This window comes from Pseudomonas sp. URMO17WK12:I7 (assembly GCF_003269045.1).
In the GTDB taxonomy this organism is placed as follows: domain Bacteria; phylum Pseudomonadota; class Gammaproteobacteria; order Pseudomonadales; family Pseudomonadaceae; genus Aquipseudomonas; species Aquipseudomonas putida_J.
This window is the reverse complement of sequence record NZ_QLTL01000010.1, coordinates 226336-241315: the sequence shown is the minus strand read 5'-3', so window position 1 is coordinate 241315 and position 14980 is coordinate 226336. Positions and strand designations below refer to the sequence as shown.

Genomic DNA, 14980 nt, shown 5'->3' with positions numbered 1-14980 from the left:
TATACAAACACACCTTTACTTGTATGTACAAGCATGGACAACCAAAATAATCGGACCACTCCTCCGAATTCATCAATGCAATGGGGCCGCCTTGCGGCCCTTTCGCGACACGAGGCCGCTCCTACAGGAAATTGCATTCACCTGTAGGAGCGGCCTCGTGTCGCGAAAGGGCTGCGCAGCAGCCCCAGCAATCTCAATGTGAAATAAGCTCGATCAGGCAGAACCGCCCCTGCACATCCAGCCCGAGCAATTCATCATTGCCCTCAATCCGCAGGCAGTCATACAGCCCAAGCCGCTGCGTATCGTGCCCAGCGATTGCCACTTCAACCTGCCCGCTGGCCGCAAATAGCAACACCGTCGACGCCGAGCAGTACAAGCGGCTGGTACCGTCAAACCACTGCAAGCGCGCGCGATAGCGCTGCGGCGCGTAGATCAGGTTGAAATCGCGGATCGCCCCACCGAGCAGCTTGCAGCTGACCTGGCTCTCGCCACTGAAAGCAAATGCATCGAACGGCAGCAACGGCCGGCTGGCCTGGCCGTCGACCAGCAAGCGCATGCCATCACCCTGCAGCACACTGATGATCCGCTGGTAACCGGCGAACACGGAAAACCCGCCCGACTCCTCGATATCGGCTATCGAAAGGCGCCAGCCGAAGCCCTCGAGCCCCTCGCCGTTGTCGCGGGTGATCTCCTCGGTGAAGCCGCCACCGTTTTTCCAGGGCATGCGCGGGTAATCCTGCGCACGCAGCCACTGCAGCTGAGTCATTTACTGAAACGTCCTTCAAGGCGGTGACGGGAACCCGGGTGAATCAGCCGCGCAGCGGTCACTGGCTGGCGCCCGGACCAGGTGCGACGGCGGATCAGCAGGCAGGGTTCGCCGCGCTCGATCTGCAACAGGCGACACTCTTCAGGCTCGGCAAGAATCGCCTCGACCACGTGCTCGCCCTCGGTCAGCGGCGCGACCTGGGACAGGTAGGCGTAAGGCGTCTGCCGGGTGAAGTCCTGCTTGAGGTAGTCGGGGGCGATGGCCGCGTTGACATAGCGATCCTCGATCTGCACCGGCACGCCATTCTCGTAATGCACGATCAACGAGTGGAACACCCGCTGCCCTTCACGCATGTCCAAGGCCAGGGCGCGCTCGGAACCGGCGGCCTCTTCGGCCAGCTTGATCACCTGGCAGCTATGCTGGTGGCCACGGCCGGCGATCTCGTCGGCAATGTTGTTGACCTCGAACAGCGCCGAGCGGGACTTGGGTTCGGCGACGAAGGTACCCACACCCTGCATGCGCACCAGCAGGCCTTCAGCGGTGAGTTCACGCAAGGCGCGGTTGATGGTCATGCGGCTGAAACCCAGTTCACTGACCAGTTCGCTCTCCGAAGGCACCCGGTGATGCGGCGGCCAGCTGCCGTTTTCGATCTGCTGGATGATCATCTGCTTGACCCGGGCATACAGCGGCGCCGGGCCCTCGCCCATCTGGGCAACCAGCGCGGAGACAGGAGGTGTCGGCACGGCGTTGAGTCCTTAGGCAATGGAATGAGCGGTAGCTTGCCGCAGTTTACCCGGCAGGCAAACGCCTGTATATGTATATACAAGTTAAACAATAACAGGATTTTTGCCGATGTCCGCCTATTTCGCCGAACGCGCCCTGCTGCCCACTGGCTGGGCCAGTAACGTCCGCTTCGAAGTGTCCAGTGACGGCTTGCTCAGCCGGATCGAAGCCGACGCCTCGGCCGACGGCGCCGAACGCCTGGCCGGGCCATTGCTGCCAGGCATGCCCAACCTGCACTCGCATGCGTTCCAGCGGGCCATGGCGGGGCTGGCGGAAGTCGCGGGCAACCCCAACGACAGCTTCTGGACCTGGCGCGAGCTGATGTACCGGCTGGTCGGCAAGATCACCCCGGACCAGCTGCAGGTAATTGCGCGCCAGCTGTATATCGAGATGCTCAAGGCCGGCTACACCTCGGTGGCCGAATTCCACTATGTGCACCATGACCAGGCAGGCAAGGCCTACACCGACCCCGCCGAGCTGTCCCGACGCATCAGTGCGGCCGCAGCCAGCAGCGGCATCGGCCTGACCTTGCTGCCGGTGCTGTACAGCCACGCAGGCTTTGGCGGCCAGGCGCCCAACGAAGGGCAACGGCGCTTCATCAACGCCACCGAACAGTACCTGCAACTGCAGGCTCAACTGGCACCGGTGCTGGCCGCGCAGCCCGCGCAACAGCTGGGGTTGTGTTTCCACTCGCTGCGCGCGGTGACGCCCGGCCAGATCGCCGACGTGCTGGCTGCCAGCAATCAGCAATGCCCGGTGCATATCCACATCGCCGAACAACAGAAGGAAGTCGATGATTGCCTGGCCTGGAGCGGGCTGCGGCCGCTGCAGTGGCTCTATGAGCATGTCGATGTGGGCCCGCGCTGGTGCCTGGTGCATGCCACCCATGCCGAAGCGGATGAAGTCACGGCCATGGCGCGCAGTGGTGCGGTGGCGGGTTTGTGCCTGACCACCGAAGCCAATCTGGGCGACGGTATTTTCCCGGCAGTGGACTTCCTCGCTCAGGGCGGGCGCATGGGTATTGGATCGGATAGCCATGTGTCGCTGAGCGTGGTCGAGGAGCTGCGTTGGCTGGAATATGGTCAGCGCCTGCGAGACCAACGGCGCAACCGCTTGTACCGAGGCGATCAGCCGATGGTCGGGCGCACGCTGTACGACGCGGCGCTGGTCGGCGGGGCTCAGGCGCTGGGGCAGCCGATAGGCGAGCTCGCGGTGGGCAAACGGGCTGACTGGCTGGTGCTGGATGGGCAGGACCCGTATATCGCCATGGCCGAGGGGGACGCGATTCTCAACCGCTGGTTGTTCGCTGGCGGGGACCGTCAGGTTCGCGATGTGATGGTCAATGGGCAGTGGGTAGTGCGCCAGGGGCGGCACGACCAGGAAGAGGAAAGCGGACGGGCGTTTGCACACGTGTTGCGCCAGCTGCTGGGCTGAGCCAATGGGGGGCCGCTTCGCGGCCCCGAGGCTTCAATGCATCTGCACGATCTGCTTGTCGGGTGTGCGCCAGATCAGGCGGCTGGTGTCGTAGCCCTGCTGACGGGCCTTGGACATCAGGTTCTCGCGCTCCCACACCGGCAGTGTCGGCGTGCGCGACAGGATCCACAGGTACTTGCGGTCAGGGCTGCCGACGATCGCCGTGCGGTAGTGATCGTCCACGTACAGGATCCAGTATTGGCCTTTGACCACGCCCGGTACCAGGCGGGTGAACCAGTTGTCGAACTCGACCCACAGCCTGTCGGTATGCCCCGGCTCCTGGATGTTGGCGTGCCCCTCGGCGCGCAGCCATTCATCCCCCATCGTGCGGCAGCGGTTGAGCACGCCGTACGAGCCATCGGGCTTGAGGTTGTAATGCGCTTCGGACTGCGCACACTCGGCCTGGTATTTCATCGGCAGGCGCGCCAGCTCATACCACTTGCCCTGATAGCGCTTGAGGTCGACATTACCAGCGGTCTTCGGTGCCAGCGGGTCGTTGGCGGAGGTAGCGCAGCCACCCAGCAGCATGACCAGGCACAGCCCCAGCAGCAGGTGCAGACGCCTCATTTGAGACCCTGCCCGGAGTAGATCAACACCTTGTCGGCCGCGTATTGCACGCTGATGAAGCTCTTCTCGTCCCCCCAGGTGCAGCTGCTCATGCCCAGCGCGCCGGAGCACTCGGTGGGCGTGCCAAGCAGTTGCTCGACCTCGGCCTTGTTCATGCCGGCCTTGAGCTTGGAATAGTTTTCCTGATTGATCTTGCTGCACGCAGTCAGGACGACGCACAAGGACAACAGGGCGAGGGAACGCAACGACATGAAGGGACACTCCTGGAAAATAGACACAGGCGAGTGGCCTGCAGTGACCTTCGACGGGAAAATCCCTCCCTGGTTCCCTGGCTACCCCCCTTTCGTTGTAAGCCGTTGGTCGGCCTCCCCTGCGCAAACGATTAATGTTTTCCCGCTCCGCGACGACACAGCGAGCACGCTGTGGCGAGTTGCCGCAGCCCCCTCCTATGCCTTGCCTTGTGCAGACCAGAAAAATGACCAAGAACCTCAAGTTCAGCCACAAGATCCTGCTGGCCGCCGCCCTCGTGGTGGCCGTTGCTTTTACCTGTTTCGTGCTGTTCAACGACTATCGACAGCGCCAGTCACTGCGCAGCGACACGCAGACCAACCTGCAGGACCTGGGCAGCCTCACCGCCGGCAACATCCGTAACTGGCTCGACAGCCGTATCCAGCTGCTCGACTCGCTGGCCCAGCAAATCGCTGTCGATGGGCCGGGCAAAGCCAGCCTTGACCGTAGCCTGGCTCTGCCGGTGTACGGCAAGAACTTCCAGCTCACCTATTTCGGCGGCCAGGACGGCAGCATGCAGTCGGTTCCCGTTGGCAACCGCGCGGCCGACTACGACCCGCGCGTTCGCGGCTGGTACAAGGCGGCCAGCGCCAGCGGCCAGACCATCGTCACCGAACCGTACATCTCGGCATCCGCCGGCAAGCTGGTGATCACCCTGGCCACCCCGGTGCAGCAGGCGGGCCGGCAGGTGGGTGTCAGCGGCGTCGACACCGACCTGCAGACCATCAGCAACCTGATCAACGCCCTGAACTTCGACGGCCAGGGCCATGCCTTCATCGTCAACGGCGAAGGCAAGATCCTCATCCACCCTAAGGCCGACCTTGCCCTGAAAACCCTGGCCGATGTCTATCCGCAGGGCACTCCGCGAATTGGCAGCGGCCTGAAGGAAGTCGAAGTCGATGGCCGCAAGCAGTTCATCAACTTCACCCACGTCGACGGCGTGCCGTCGGCGGATTGGTACGTGGCCCTGGTACTCGACCAGGATGCAGCATTCGCCATGCTGGGCGAACTGCGCACCTCGGCCATCGTCGCCACCCTGATCGCGGTGGTGGTGATCATTGCCCTGCTCGGCCTGCTGATACGCGTGCTGATGGAGCCGCTGCACCTGATGGGCCGCGCCATGCATGACATCGCCGAAGGCGAAGGCGACCTGACCCGACGCCTGAGCATCCATGCCCACGATGAGTTCGGCAGCCTCGGCCAATCATTCAACCGCTTTGTCGAGCGTATTCACGAGTCGATCCGCGAAGTGGCCTCGGCCACCGGCCAGGTCAACGCCGTGGCCGCCCAGGTGGTAAGCGCTTCGAATGCCTCGATCAACAATGCCGATCAGCAGTCCAGCCGCACCAGCAGTGTGGCGGCAGCGATCAATCAGCTAGGTGCCGCCGCCCAGGAAATCGCCCAGAACGCGGCACTGGCCTCGCAGCACTCCAGCGAAGCACGCGGCCTGGCCGAAGATGGCCAGCACGTGGTCGGGCGTACCATCGATGTGATGAACCAGCTTTCGGCGCGAATCAGCGATTCGTGCGGCAACATCGAAACACTCAATGCCCACACCGCCAACATTGGCCAGATCCTCGATGTGATCAGCGGTATTTCCCAGCAAACCAACCTGCTGGCGCTCAACGCCGCGATCGAAGCGGCCCGCGCGGGCGAGGCCGGGCGTGGCTTTGCCGTGGTTGCCGACGAGGTGCGCAACCTGGCGCACCGTACGCAGGAGTCGGCACAGCAGGTGCAGCGCCTGATCGAAGAGCTGCAGGCCGGTGCGCAAGTGGCGGTCAGCACCATGAACCAGAGCCGCCAGCACAGCGAGCACAGCGTGGGCATTGCCAACCAGGCCGGCGAGCGCCTGGGCAGCGTGACCCAGCGCATTGGCGAGATCGACGGCATGAACCAGTCGGTGGCCACCGCCACTGAAGAGCAGACAGCCGTGGTCGAGTCGATCAATGTCGACATCACCGAGATCAATACGTTGAATCAGGAAGGGGTGCACAACCTGCAGAGCACCTTGCGTGCCTGCACCGACCTGGAGCATCAGGTCGAGCGGTTGAAGCATCTGGTGGGCAGTTTCAGGATCTGATCCTGCGGCGCCTGCTTCGCGGGTAAACCCGCTCCCACAGCTACTGCACAGCCCTTGAAACCTGCGCTTTACCTGTGGGAGCGGGTTCACCCGCGAAGAGGCCCTTGCGTCAGAACCGGGAACCAGGCTCCAGCAGGAAGTCCATCTCTTCACTGGTACTCGGCCGCCCCAGCACCAGGTTTCGGTGCGGGAAGCGCCCGAACCGGGTAATCACCCGCTGGTGCTGCTCGGCGTAATCGAGGAAGCCTTCGAACAACCGCCGGTTATCCTCCGGCTGCTCCGCTAGCAGCATCTGGTAACGCTCGACACACAGGTTCTGCCAGTCCAGCACCTCGGCATGCTCCAGTACCAAGAGCACGAACACCCGCTGGATCGGCAGCAACTGGTAATCCCAGTTCTTCTGCAGGCCCTGCATCGCAACCACCTGGGCACGCCGATCACCTTCGAAGGCGCGCGGCGTGTCGCGGTAGAGCATGCGCGGCAGCTGGTCCAGCAGGATCAGCAAGCCGAGCCAGCCCTGGGGGCTCTGCTGCCACTCGTCGAGCCCACCCGCCAGGGCGTGCTCGACCAGGTCGCCAAACAGCGCCTGGGCTTCGGCATCGTGATGCTTGCCGAACCACAGCGTGCTCTTCTCGTCAGCCACGGCCTGGGGACTGGTGCCCCAACCGAACCACCACTCCAGCAACGGCTGCCAAGGTGCGAGCATGACTTACTCCTTGTGGTAGGCGGTGACGCGCTCGACCTCTTCCTTCGAGCCGAGGATCACCGACACGCGCTGGTGCAGGCTTTCAGGCTTGATGTCGAGGATGCGATCGTAACCGTTTGTGGAGGCGCCACCGGCTTGTTCAATGATGAACGACATCGGGTTGGCTTCGTACATCAGGCGCAGCTTGCCCGGCTTGCTCGGCTCACGGGCATCACGCGGGTACATGAACAGACCGCCACGGGTCAGGATACGGTGCACGTCGGCCACCATCGAGGCGATCCAGCGCATGTTGTAGTTCTTCTTCAGCGGGCCGGTCTCGCCGGCCAGCAGTTCGCCCACGTAGCGCTGCACCGGGGCTTCCCAGTGACGCTGGTTGGACATGTTGATGGCGAACTCGGCGGTGGTTGCCGGAACCTGGATGTTCTCGTGGGTCAGGACGAAGCTGCCCAGTTCGCGGTCCAGGGTAAAGCCCTTGACGCCGTTGCCCAGGGTCAGGATCAGCATGGTCTGTGGGCCGTAGATGGCGTAACCGGCGGCGACCTGCTCGGTACCTGGCTGCAGGAACGCTTCTTCGTTCAGGCTTTCGTTCTGGCTCAGGTACTGGTTAGGGCAACGCAGTACCGAGAAGATGGTGCCGACCGAAACGTTGACGTCGATGTTCGACGAGCCGTCCAGCGGGTCGAAGACCAGCAGGTAGGCGCCTTTCGGGTATTTGCCCGGGATCTGGTAGGCGTTGTCCATTTCTTCGGACGCCATGCCGGCCAGGTGGCCGCCCCACTCGTTGGCTTCGAGCAGGATGTCGTTGGAGATCACGTCCAGCTTCTTCTGGACTTCGCCCTGCACGTTTTCAGTGCCCATGCTGCCCAGTACGCCGCCGAGGGCGCCTTTGGACACGTGATGGCTGATTTCCTTGCACGCACGCGCCACCACTTCGATCAGGAAGCGCAGATCGGCAGGGGTATTGTTGCTGCGGGTCTGCTCAATCAGATAGCGACTCAGGGTAACGCGGGACATGTATGGCTCCGAAAGGATTGGGGGAGAAAAACCCCCGCAGTTTACAGGGAGAGTTGCAGCCTAGCGAGCAAAGAGACTCGACTTCCGGCGTTGAGTTCAGCCAGTGCCCGGCCAATGGTCGGTTGCCCCATATGCTTCGCGTTCGTTGTAGGAGCGGCCTTGTGTCGCGAAAGGGCCGCAAAGCGGCCCCATCAATATCCGCTTGATGCACAAATCATGGGGGCGCTTCGCACCCCTTTCCGACCGGGCCGGCGCCCCGGCAAGGCCGCTCCTACAACGATTGCGCAAGCGGCTGGCTCAGTCCAGCGCCTTCCAGATCTCGGTAGCATATTCACGGATGGTCCGGTCCGAAGAGAACCAGCCCATCCGCGCCGTGTTCAGCACCGCCATGCGCCACCACTCCTGCGGCGTGTGCCACAGCTCTTCGACGCGCCGCTGGGCATCCCAGTAGGCATCGAAATCGGCACAAACGAGGAAACGGTCGTAGGCCACCAGCCCGTCGATCAACCCGGCGTAGCGTGAAGGGTCGTCAGGTGAGAACACCCCGCTGCGAATGGCCTGCAGCACATCGCTCAAGCGATTCGACGCGGCGATCGCGGCGCTGGCACCGAAATCACCGGCCCGCTTGCGTGCCTCCACCTGCTGCGCGGTCAGGCCGAAGATGAACATGTTGTCCGCCCCCACCTGTTCGCACATCTCGACGTTGGCACCATCGAGCGTGCCGATGGTCAGCGCGCCGTTGAGGCCGAACTTCATGTTGCTGGTGCCGGACGCCTCGTAACCGGCCGTGGAGATCTGCTCCGACAGGTCCGCTGCCGGGATGATGCTTTCGGCCAGGCTGACGTTGTAGTTGGGCAGGAACACGACCTTGAGCAGGCCGCGCACGGTCGGGTCGTTGTTCACCACCTTGGCGATATCGTTGGCCAGCTTGATGATCAGCTTGGCCTGGTGATAACTGGCCGCCGCCTTGCCGGCGAAGATCTTCACCCGCGGCACCCAATTGGTACCAGGGTCGTTGCGCATCGCCTGGTACAGCGCCACGGTGTGCAGCAGGTTGAGCAGCTGGCGCTTGTATTCGTGAATGCGCTTGACCTGCACGTCGAACAGCGCCTCTGGGTTGACCGTGACACCAATCCGGTCCTGGATGATGCTGGCCAGGGCGCGCTTGCTGTGCAGGCGCTGGGCGGCGAACTGTTTGCGGAAGCTGGCCTTGTCGGCAAACGGCACCAGCCCGGCCAGGCGCCCCTCAGGGTCGTCCTTGAGCTCCGGCCCAAGCGCCTCGACCAGCATCTCGGTCAACTGCGGGTTGGACTGGTACAGCCAGCGGCGGAAGGTGATGCCGTTGGTCTTGTTGTTGATCCGTTGCGGGTAAAGCTTGTGCAGCTCGGCGAACACCGTGCTCTTCATCAGTTTGCTGTGCAACGCCGACACACCATTGACGCTGTGCGAACCGAGAAACGCCAGGTTGCCCATGCGTACCCGGCGGCCGTTGTCCTCTTCGATCAACGACACGGCCCGCAGCACGTCGAAGTCGTGCAGGCCTTTGGCGCGCAGGCTGTCGATGTGGTAGGCATTGATCAGGTAGATGATCTGCATGTGCCGCGGCAGCATGCGCTCCATCAGCGCCACCGGCCAGGTTTCCAGGGCCTCGGGCAGCAGCGTGTGGTTGGTGTAGGCCAGGGTACCGACCGTCAGCTCCCACGCGGTGTCCCACGGAATTTCGTGCTGGTCGACCAGCAGGCGCATCAGCTCGGCAACGGCGATTGACGGGTGAGTGTCATTGAGCTGGATGGCTGCAGCGTCCGGCAGGTTGAGCAGGTTCTCGTGCATGTTCAGGTGGCGGCGCAGCAGATCCTGCAGCGAGGCCGAAACGAAGAAGTATTCCTGACGCAGGCGCAGTTCCTGGCCCGCCTCGGTGCTATCGGCCGGGTACAGCACCCGCGAGATGCTCTCGGCCCGCGCGACCTCGGCAACCGCGCCGAGGTGGTCACCGGCATTGAAGCGCTCCAGGTGCAGTTCTTCCAGCGCCCGAGCCCGCCACAGGCGCAAGGTATTGACGCTGGCTCCGCGCCAGCCGACCACGGGCGTGTCATAGGCTACCGCCCGCACCGTTTCACCTGGCCACCACACCTGACGCTGCTTGCCGTGGGCGTCATGCACCGTTTCGACGCTGCCACCAAAGCTGATCGGGTAGATCACCTCGGCGCGCTCGAATTCCCAAGGGTTGCCGAAGTCCAGCCAGTTCTCGGTCTGCTCCTGCTGCCAGCCATCGACCATGGCCTGACGGAACAGCCCGTGCTCGTAGCGGATACCGTAACCGTGGGCAGCAATACCCAACGTCGACATGCTCTCCATGAAGCACGCCGCCAGGCGGCCCAGGCCGCCGTTGCCCAGTGCGGCATCCGGCTCGAGCAGGCGAATGCGCTCCAGGTCGACGTTCAGGCCTTCCAGTGCCTCGCGGGCGACGTCCAGCAAGCCGAGATTGCTCAGGCTGTCATAGAGCAGCCGGCCAATCAGAAATTCCAGGGAAAGGTAGTAGACCCGCTTCTGGCTACGTCGGTAGGCCTGGCGGGTATGGTCCATCCAGTGGTCGACCATGTGATCGCGTGCTGCCAGGGCGATGGCTTCGAACCAGTCGTGGTCGAAGGCATGCTCCGGGTCCTTGCCGACCGCGTAGGTCAGCTTATCCAGTACGGCAGCGCGAAAATCCGCGACTTCGGCGTCACGTGCTTTAGGTTCCTGGGACATGCGGCATCCTCGGGCAAGTTGACGAAAGCGGAGGGGGAGTGTTGAGCCTAGACGCTTCGACCAAGAGCGACAGCCAGTGTTCGCGGTTTTCATGAACCTTTGCGCATTCGGTCAAAAGGTTGTTCATAAATTGAACAATTCCGGTATGATCGCGCGCCCCAAGACCGTGATTCACCCCCATAACGATGAAAACGACCCTGATCGCCGCGGCCGAAGTCGACCGCCTGGAGACCTGGCAGCGCTATACCAGCAACATGTGCCATGGCTGCCATTCGACCTGTTGCACCCTGCCGGTGGAGGTGAAGATCAAGGATCTGATCCGCATTGGCGTGGTGGACGAGTTCGAGAAAGACGAACCGCCCAAAAACGTGGCCAAGCGCCTGCAGAAGGAAGGCATCATCGAGCGCTTCAACCAGAAGTCGGGGATCTTCACCCTGACCCGGATGAGCAACGATGACTGCATGTACCTGGATCGCAAGAGCCGGCTGTGCACCATCTATGACAAGCGCCCCGATACCTGCCGCAACCACCCCAAGGTCGGGCCGCGGCCGGGGTACTGCGCCTACAAGCCCAAGGTGGTTGGCCGCTGATCATCAGCCTGTTCCGGCCTCTTCGCGGCGGTTCGACGCCTTGGTAAACCCGCTCCCACAGGGTTTGCGCAATCACCAATGCCTGTGCAGTACCTGTGGGAGCGGGTTTACCCGCGAAGAGGCCAGCACAGTCAGTACACATTCTGCAGGCAAACAAAAACGCCCCCGGCCTTTCGACCGGGGGCGTTTTCATTCAGCCTGAGCTAACTCAGTTCTTGGCTTTCTTGGCAGCGCGGGTACGCTCGCCTTCGTCCAGGATCTTCTTGCGCAGACGGATCGACTTCGGAGTCACTTCGCACAGCTCGTCGTCCTGGATGAATTCCAGAGCCTGCTCGAGGGTGTGGCGAACTGGCGGTACCAGGGCGATGACTTCGTCTTTGCCCGAAGCACGCATGTTATCGAGCTTCTTGCCTTTGGTCGGGTTCACGCCCAGGTCGTTGTCACGGCTGTTCAGGCCGATGATCTGACCGTTGTAGATCTCCTGGCCGTGCTCGACGAACAGCTTGCCGCGCGCCTGCAGGGTTTCCAGCGAGTAGGTCAGTGCCTTGCCGGTTTCGACCGAAACCAGAACGCCGTTCAGACGGCCGGACATCTGGCCCGACTTCATGGTGTCGTAGCGATCGAAGATCGAGGTCAGGATGCCTGCACCGTTGGTCAGGGTCAGGAACTGGTTACGGAAACCGATCAGACCACGGGCTGGAATGTTGTACTCCAGGCGCACACGGCCCTTGCCATCCGGAACCATGTTGGTCAGGTCGCCTTTACGCAGACCCATTTCTTCCATGACCTTGCCCTGGGATTCTTCAGGGATGTCGATGGTGACGTTCTCGAACGGTTCCTGCTTGACGCCGTCGACTTCGCGGATGATTACTTCAGGACGACCTACGGCCATCTCGAAGCCTTCACGGCGCATGGTTTCGATCAGTACCGACAGGTGCAGCTCACCACGGCCCGATACCTTGAACTTGTCAGGGGAATCGGTTTCCTGAACGCGCAGGGCAACGTTGTACAGCAGCTCTTTGTCCAGACGGTCCTTGATGTTACGGCTGGTGACGAACTTGCCTTCCTTGCCGCAGAACGGCGAGTCGTTGACCTGGAAGGTCATCGAAACGGTCGGCTCGTCAACGGTCAGCGGCTTCATCGCTTCTACCGCATCCGGGGCGCACAGGGTGTCGGAGATGAACAGCTCGTCGAAACCGCTGATGCAGACGATGTCGCCAGCCTGGGCTTCTTCGACGTCTACACGGTGCAGGCCGTGGTGACCCATCAGCTTCAGGATACGGCCGTTGCGCTTCTTGCCGTTGGTGTCGATGGCGACAACCGGGGTGTTCGGCTTGACGCGGCCACGGGCGATACGACCAACACCGATAACGCCGAGGAAGCTGTTGTAGTCCAGTGCGGAGATCTGCATCTGGAACGAGCCGTCACGGTCAACGTCTGGTGCTGGTACGTTGTCGACGATCGACTGGTACAGCGCGGTCATGTCTTCGCCCATGGCGGTGTGGTCCAGACCGGCAATGCCGTTCAGGGCCGAGGCGTAGACGACTTTGAAGTCCAGCTGCTCGTCGGTAGCGCCGAGGTTGTCGAACAGGTCGAAGATCTGGTCCAGAACCCAGTCAGGACGCGCGCCCGGACGGTCAACCTTGTTGATCACGACGATGGGCTTCAGGCCGGCTTCGAAAGCCTTCTTGGTCACGAAGCGGGTTTGCGGCATAGGGCCGTCCTGGGCGTCGACCAGCAGCAGCACGGAGTCGACCATCGACATTACACGCTCAACCTCGCCACCGAAGTCGGCGTGGCCGGGGGTGTCGACGATGTTGATGTGGTAGCCGTTCCAGTTGATGGCGGTGTTTTTCGCCAGAATGGTAATACCGCGCTCTTTTTCCTGGTCGTTGGAGTCCATGACGCGCTCGTCATTGAGCTCGTTACGCTCCAGAGTGCCGGACTGACGCAGGAGTTTGTCGACCAGGGTGGTTTTACCATGGTCAACGTGGGCGATGATGGCGATGTTACGCAGATTTTCGATCACAAGTGTATCTCGATCAGAGGATTCGGTTGCCGCCCATTGTAGGCGGCCAATATGTACTGTTTAAGGCTCAGCGGGCCCGGCGGTCGGGAGGGCGATGGCGGATGCTGCCGCCATACAGCCCTGGCGTCTTATGTCGGACGATAAACACGCACATTGGCATGTCCCTCACTGAGCAGGTGGTGTGCGTGCAAACGGCTCATCACACCTTTGTCGCAATACAGCAAGTACTGGCGCGTAGGGTCCAGGTGCTTGAACTTGCTGTTGATGGCGTAGAACGGCATGGCCTGGACTTCGATACCGTCCAGCGCCAGAGGCGCGTCTTCTTGGGCATCGGGGTGACGAATGTCGATGACGATCTGGCCTGGCAGCGCCTCGGCCACTTCTTCGACTTCGATGTCCTTGCCCAGCTCGTCGATCACGTGGTCGATGGAGATGAACTTGGCACGCTCCAGGGCGCGTTCCAGCACGGCCATGTCGAACTGCTTTTCTTCGTGCTCCATGCGGTGACGCTTGGCATGGGTGGTCGGGTTCACCGAGATCACGCCGCAGTATTCCGGCATGTGCTTGGCGAAGTCGGCGGTGCCGATTTCGGTGGCCTGGTCGATGATGTCCTGCTTGTGGCTGGCCAGCAACGGGCGCAGCACCAGCTTGTCGGTGGCCGAGTCGATGATCGACAGGTTCGGCAAGGTCTGGCTGGAGACCTGGGAAATCGCCTCGCCGGTGACCAGCGCGTCGATCTGCAGGCGATCGGCCATGTGCGCCGCGCCGCGCAGCATCATGCGCTTGAGGGTCACGCCCATGTAGCTGTTGTCGACCTTGTTGAGGATCTCGCCAACCACTTCTTCGAATGGCACGCTGATGAACAGCACGCGCTGGCTGCTGCCGTACTTTTTCCACAGGTAGTGGGCGACTTCCATCACGCCCAGCTCGTGGGCACGGCCGCCGAGGTTGAAGAAGCAGAAGTGAGTCATCAGGCCGCGGCGCATCATCTGATAGGCCGCCACGGTGGAGTCGAAACCACCGGACATCAGCACCAGGGTCTGCTCCAGGGCACCCAGCGGGTAGCCGCCGATGCCGTTGTGCTGGTTGTGGATCACATACAGGCGCTGGTCACGAATTTCGATGCGCACCAGCACTTCCGGCGTCTTCAGGTCGATGCCGGTGGCACCGCACTGCTGGCGCAACTGGCTGCCGACGTAGCGGTCGACGTCCATCGAGGTGAAGTCGTGGTGGCCGCCGCGCTTGCAGCGCACGGCGAAGCGCTTGCCGGCCAGCAGGTGGCCGAAGTGGTGCTTGCACTTGGCGACGATGTCGTCGAAGTCGCCCAGCGGGTACTCCTCGACCTGCAGGAAATGGGTGATACCCGGGGTGCAGGTGAGGCGCTCGATCATCTCGCGCTGGACCTTTTCGTCCTCGACGCGGGTGACCACCTCGAGATTATCCCAGACACCATCGACCGCGAGCTCCGGATCGAGATCCTTGAGCACGTTGCGGATGTTCTTGCCGAGCTGGCGGATGAAACGCTTGCGCACCGGCCGGCTCTTGATGGTGATTTCTGGGAAGACTTTGACGATAAGTTTCATTGGTTAACAGCGCGCGCAGGGCCTGCCGAAAATGAGGGGCGCGAATTATATCGGAAATTGCTCAGCTTTTGACCAACTTTTGATCAGAAGCTTTCAGATAAGTGCAGGAGGCGGGGTTGGCGGCGCTTGTGCCGGCGCTTTCGCGGATAAACCCGCCCCCTCAGGTTCACCCTTACCCCGTGGGAGCGGGTTTACCCGCGAAGAGGCCCTCAAAGAAAGCACAGCCCTCCCTAAATGCACTAATTTGGTGCTTCGCGCTCGAAACTTGCCTCCTAAGGGTGCGCTTTCTCCCGCTACAGGCCCACCAAATGCCCGCAAACGCCCCTTTTTATCTCGCCCTCGCCATTTTCGGG

12 protein-coding genes and 1 pseudogene are annotated in these 14980 nt (G+C 62.1%); 4 read left to right on the top strand and 9 right to left on the bottom strand.

The window, feature by feature from the left end; all coding sequences use genetic code 11:
- Positions 1–193: 193 nt before the first annotated feature.
- On the bottom strand, positions 194–766 hold the full coding sequence (locus H040_RS15935; protein ID WP_027921040.1) for a HutD/Ves family protein: 573 nt from the start codon (positions 764–766) through the stop codon (positions 194–196).
- A complete protein-coding gene (gene hutC / locus H040_RS15930; RefSeq protein WP_177326729.1) occupies positions 763–1473 on the bottom strand; it encodes a histidine utilization repressor in 711 nt (236 codons plus the stop codon). The genes H040_RS15935 and hutC overlap by 4 nt, the downstream gene beginning before the upstream one ends.
- 145 nt (positions 1474–1618) lie before the next feature.
- Here hutC and H040_RS15925 point away from each other — a divergent pair, with 145 nt between their 5' ends.
- Complete coding sequence (locus tag H040_RS15925) at positions 1619–2983, top strand: formimidoylglutamate deiminase (protein WP_027921038.1); 1365 nt, start codon at positions 1619–1621, stop codon at positions 2981–2983.
- 33 nt (positions 2984–3016) lie between these two features.
- On the opposite strand, the gene H040_RS15920 is transcribed toward H040_RS15925, so the two are convergent.
- Both H040_RS15920 and bamE read right to left on the bottom strand, forming a co-directional pair.
- Positions 3017–3589 carry a lipocalin family protein gene (locus H040_RS15920; RefSeq protein ID WP_027921037.1) on the bottom strand — a complete coding sequence of 191 codons (573 nt, stop codon included), beginning with the start codon at positions 3587–3589 and terminating at the stop codon, positions 3017–3019.
- Positions 3586–3840 carry an outer membrane protein assembly factor BamE domain-containing protein gene (gene bamE, locus H040_RS15915; protein WP_027921036.1) on the bottom strand — a complete coding sequence of 85 codons (255 nt, stop codon included), beginning with the start codon at positions 3838–3840 and terminating at the stop codon, positions 3586–3588. The genes H040_RS15920 and bamE overlap by 4 nt, the downstream gene beginning before the upstream one ends.
- A 134-nt stretch (positions 3841–3974) precedes the next feature.
- On the opposite strand from bamE, the pseudogene H040_RS28165 reads away from it, so the two are divergent.
- A pseudogene (locus H040_RS28165) lies at positions 3975–5102 on the top strand (cache domain-containing protein); the annotation flags it as partial.
- A gap of 24 nt (positions 5103–5126) precedes the next feature.
- Positions 5127–5957, top strand: coding sequence for a methyl-accepting chemotaxis protein (locus H040_RS28160; RefSeq protein WP_371260283.1), 831 nt, complete (start codon positions 5127–5129; stop codon positions 5955–5957).
- Between the two features lie 109 nt (positions 5958–6066).
- Here H040_RS28160 and H040_RS15900 read toward each other — a convergent pair whose 3' ends face one another.
- From H040_RS15900 to H040_RS15890, 3 genes are all read right to left on the bottom strand, one after another.
- Positions 6067–6663, bottom strand: a complete 597-nt coding sequence (locus H040_RS15900) for a DUF924 family protein (RefSeq protein ID WP_027921034.1) — start codon at positions 6661–6663, stop codon at positions 6067–6069.
- A 3-nt stretch (positions 6664–6666) separates the two neighbouring features.
- Positions 6667–7677 (bottom strand): class 1 fructose-bisphosphatase, encoded by a 1011-nt coding sequence (locus H040_RS15895; protein ID WP_012274595.1) that lies wholly within the window; start codon positions 7675–7677, stop codon positions 6667–6669.
- Between the two features lie 297 nt (positions 7678–7974).
- Positions 7975–10425 (bottom strand): glycogen/starch/alpha-glucan phosphorylase, encoded by a 2451-nt coding sequence (locus H040_RS15890; protein ID WP_027921033.1) that lies wholly within the window; start codon positions 10423–10425, stop codon positions 7975–7977.
- A gap of 185 nt (positions 10426–10610) precedes the next feature.
- On the opposite strand from H040_RS15890, the gene H040_RS15885 reads away from it, so the two are divergent.
- Positions 10611–11015, top strand: a complete 405-nt coding sequence (locus H040_RS15885; RefSeq protein WP_003249225.1) for a YkgJ family cysteine cluster protein — start codon at positions 10611–10613, stop codon at positions 11013–11015.
- A gap of 208 nt (positions 11016–11223) precedes the next feature.
- On the opposite strand, the gene typA is transcribed toward H040_RS15885, so the two are convergent.
- Positions 11224–13044 carry a translational GTPase TypA gene (typA, locus tag H040_RS15875; protein ID WP_027921032.1) on the bottom strand — a complete coding sequence of 607 codons (1821 nt, stop codon included), beginning with the start codon at positions 13042–13044 and terminating at the stop codon, positions 11224–11226.
- Between the two features lie 128 nt (positions 13045–13172).
- Positions 13173–14627 (bottom strand): tRNA uracil 4-sulfurtransferase ThiI, encoded by a 1455-nt coding sequence (gene thiI, locus H040_RS15870; protein WP_027921031.1) that lies wholly within the window; start codon positions 14625–14627, stop codon positions 13173–13175.
- Positions 14628–14980 lie beyond the last annotated feature (353 nt).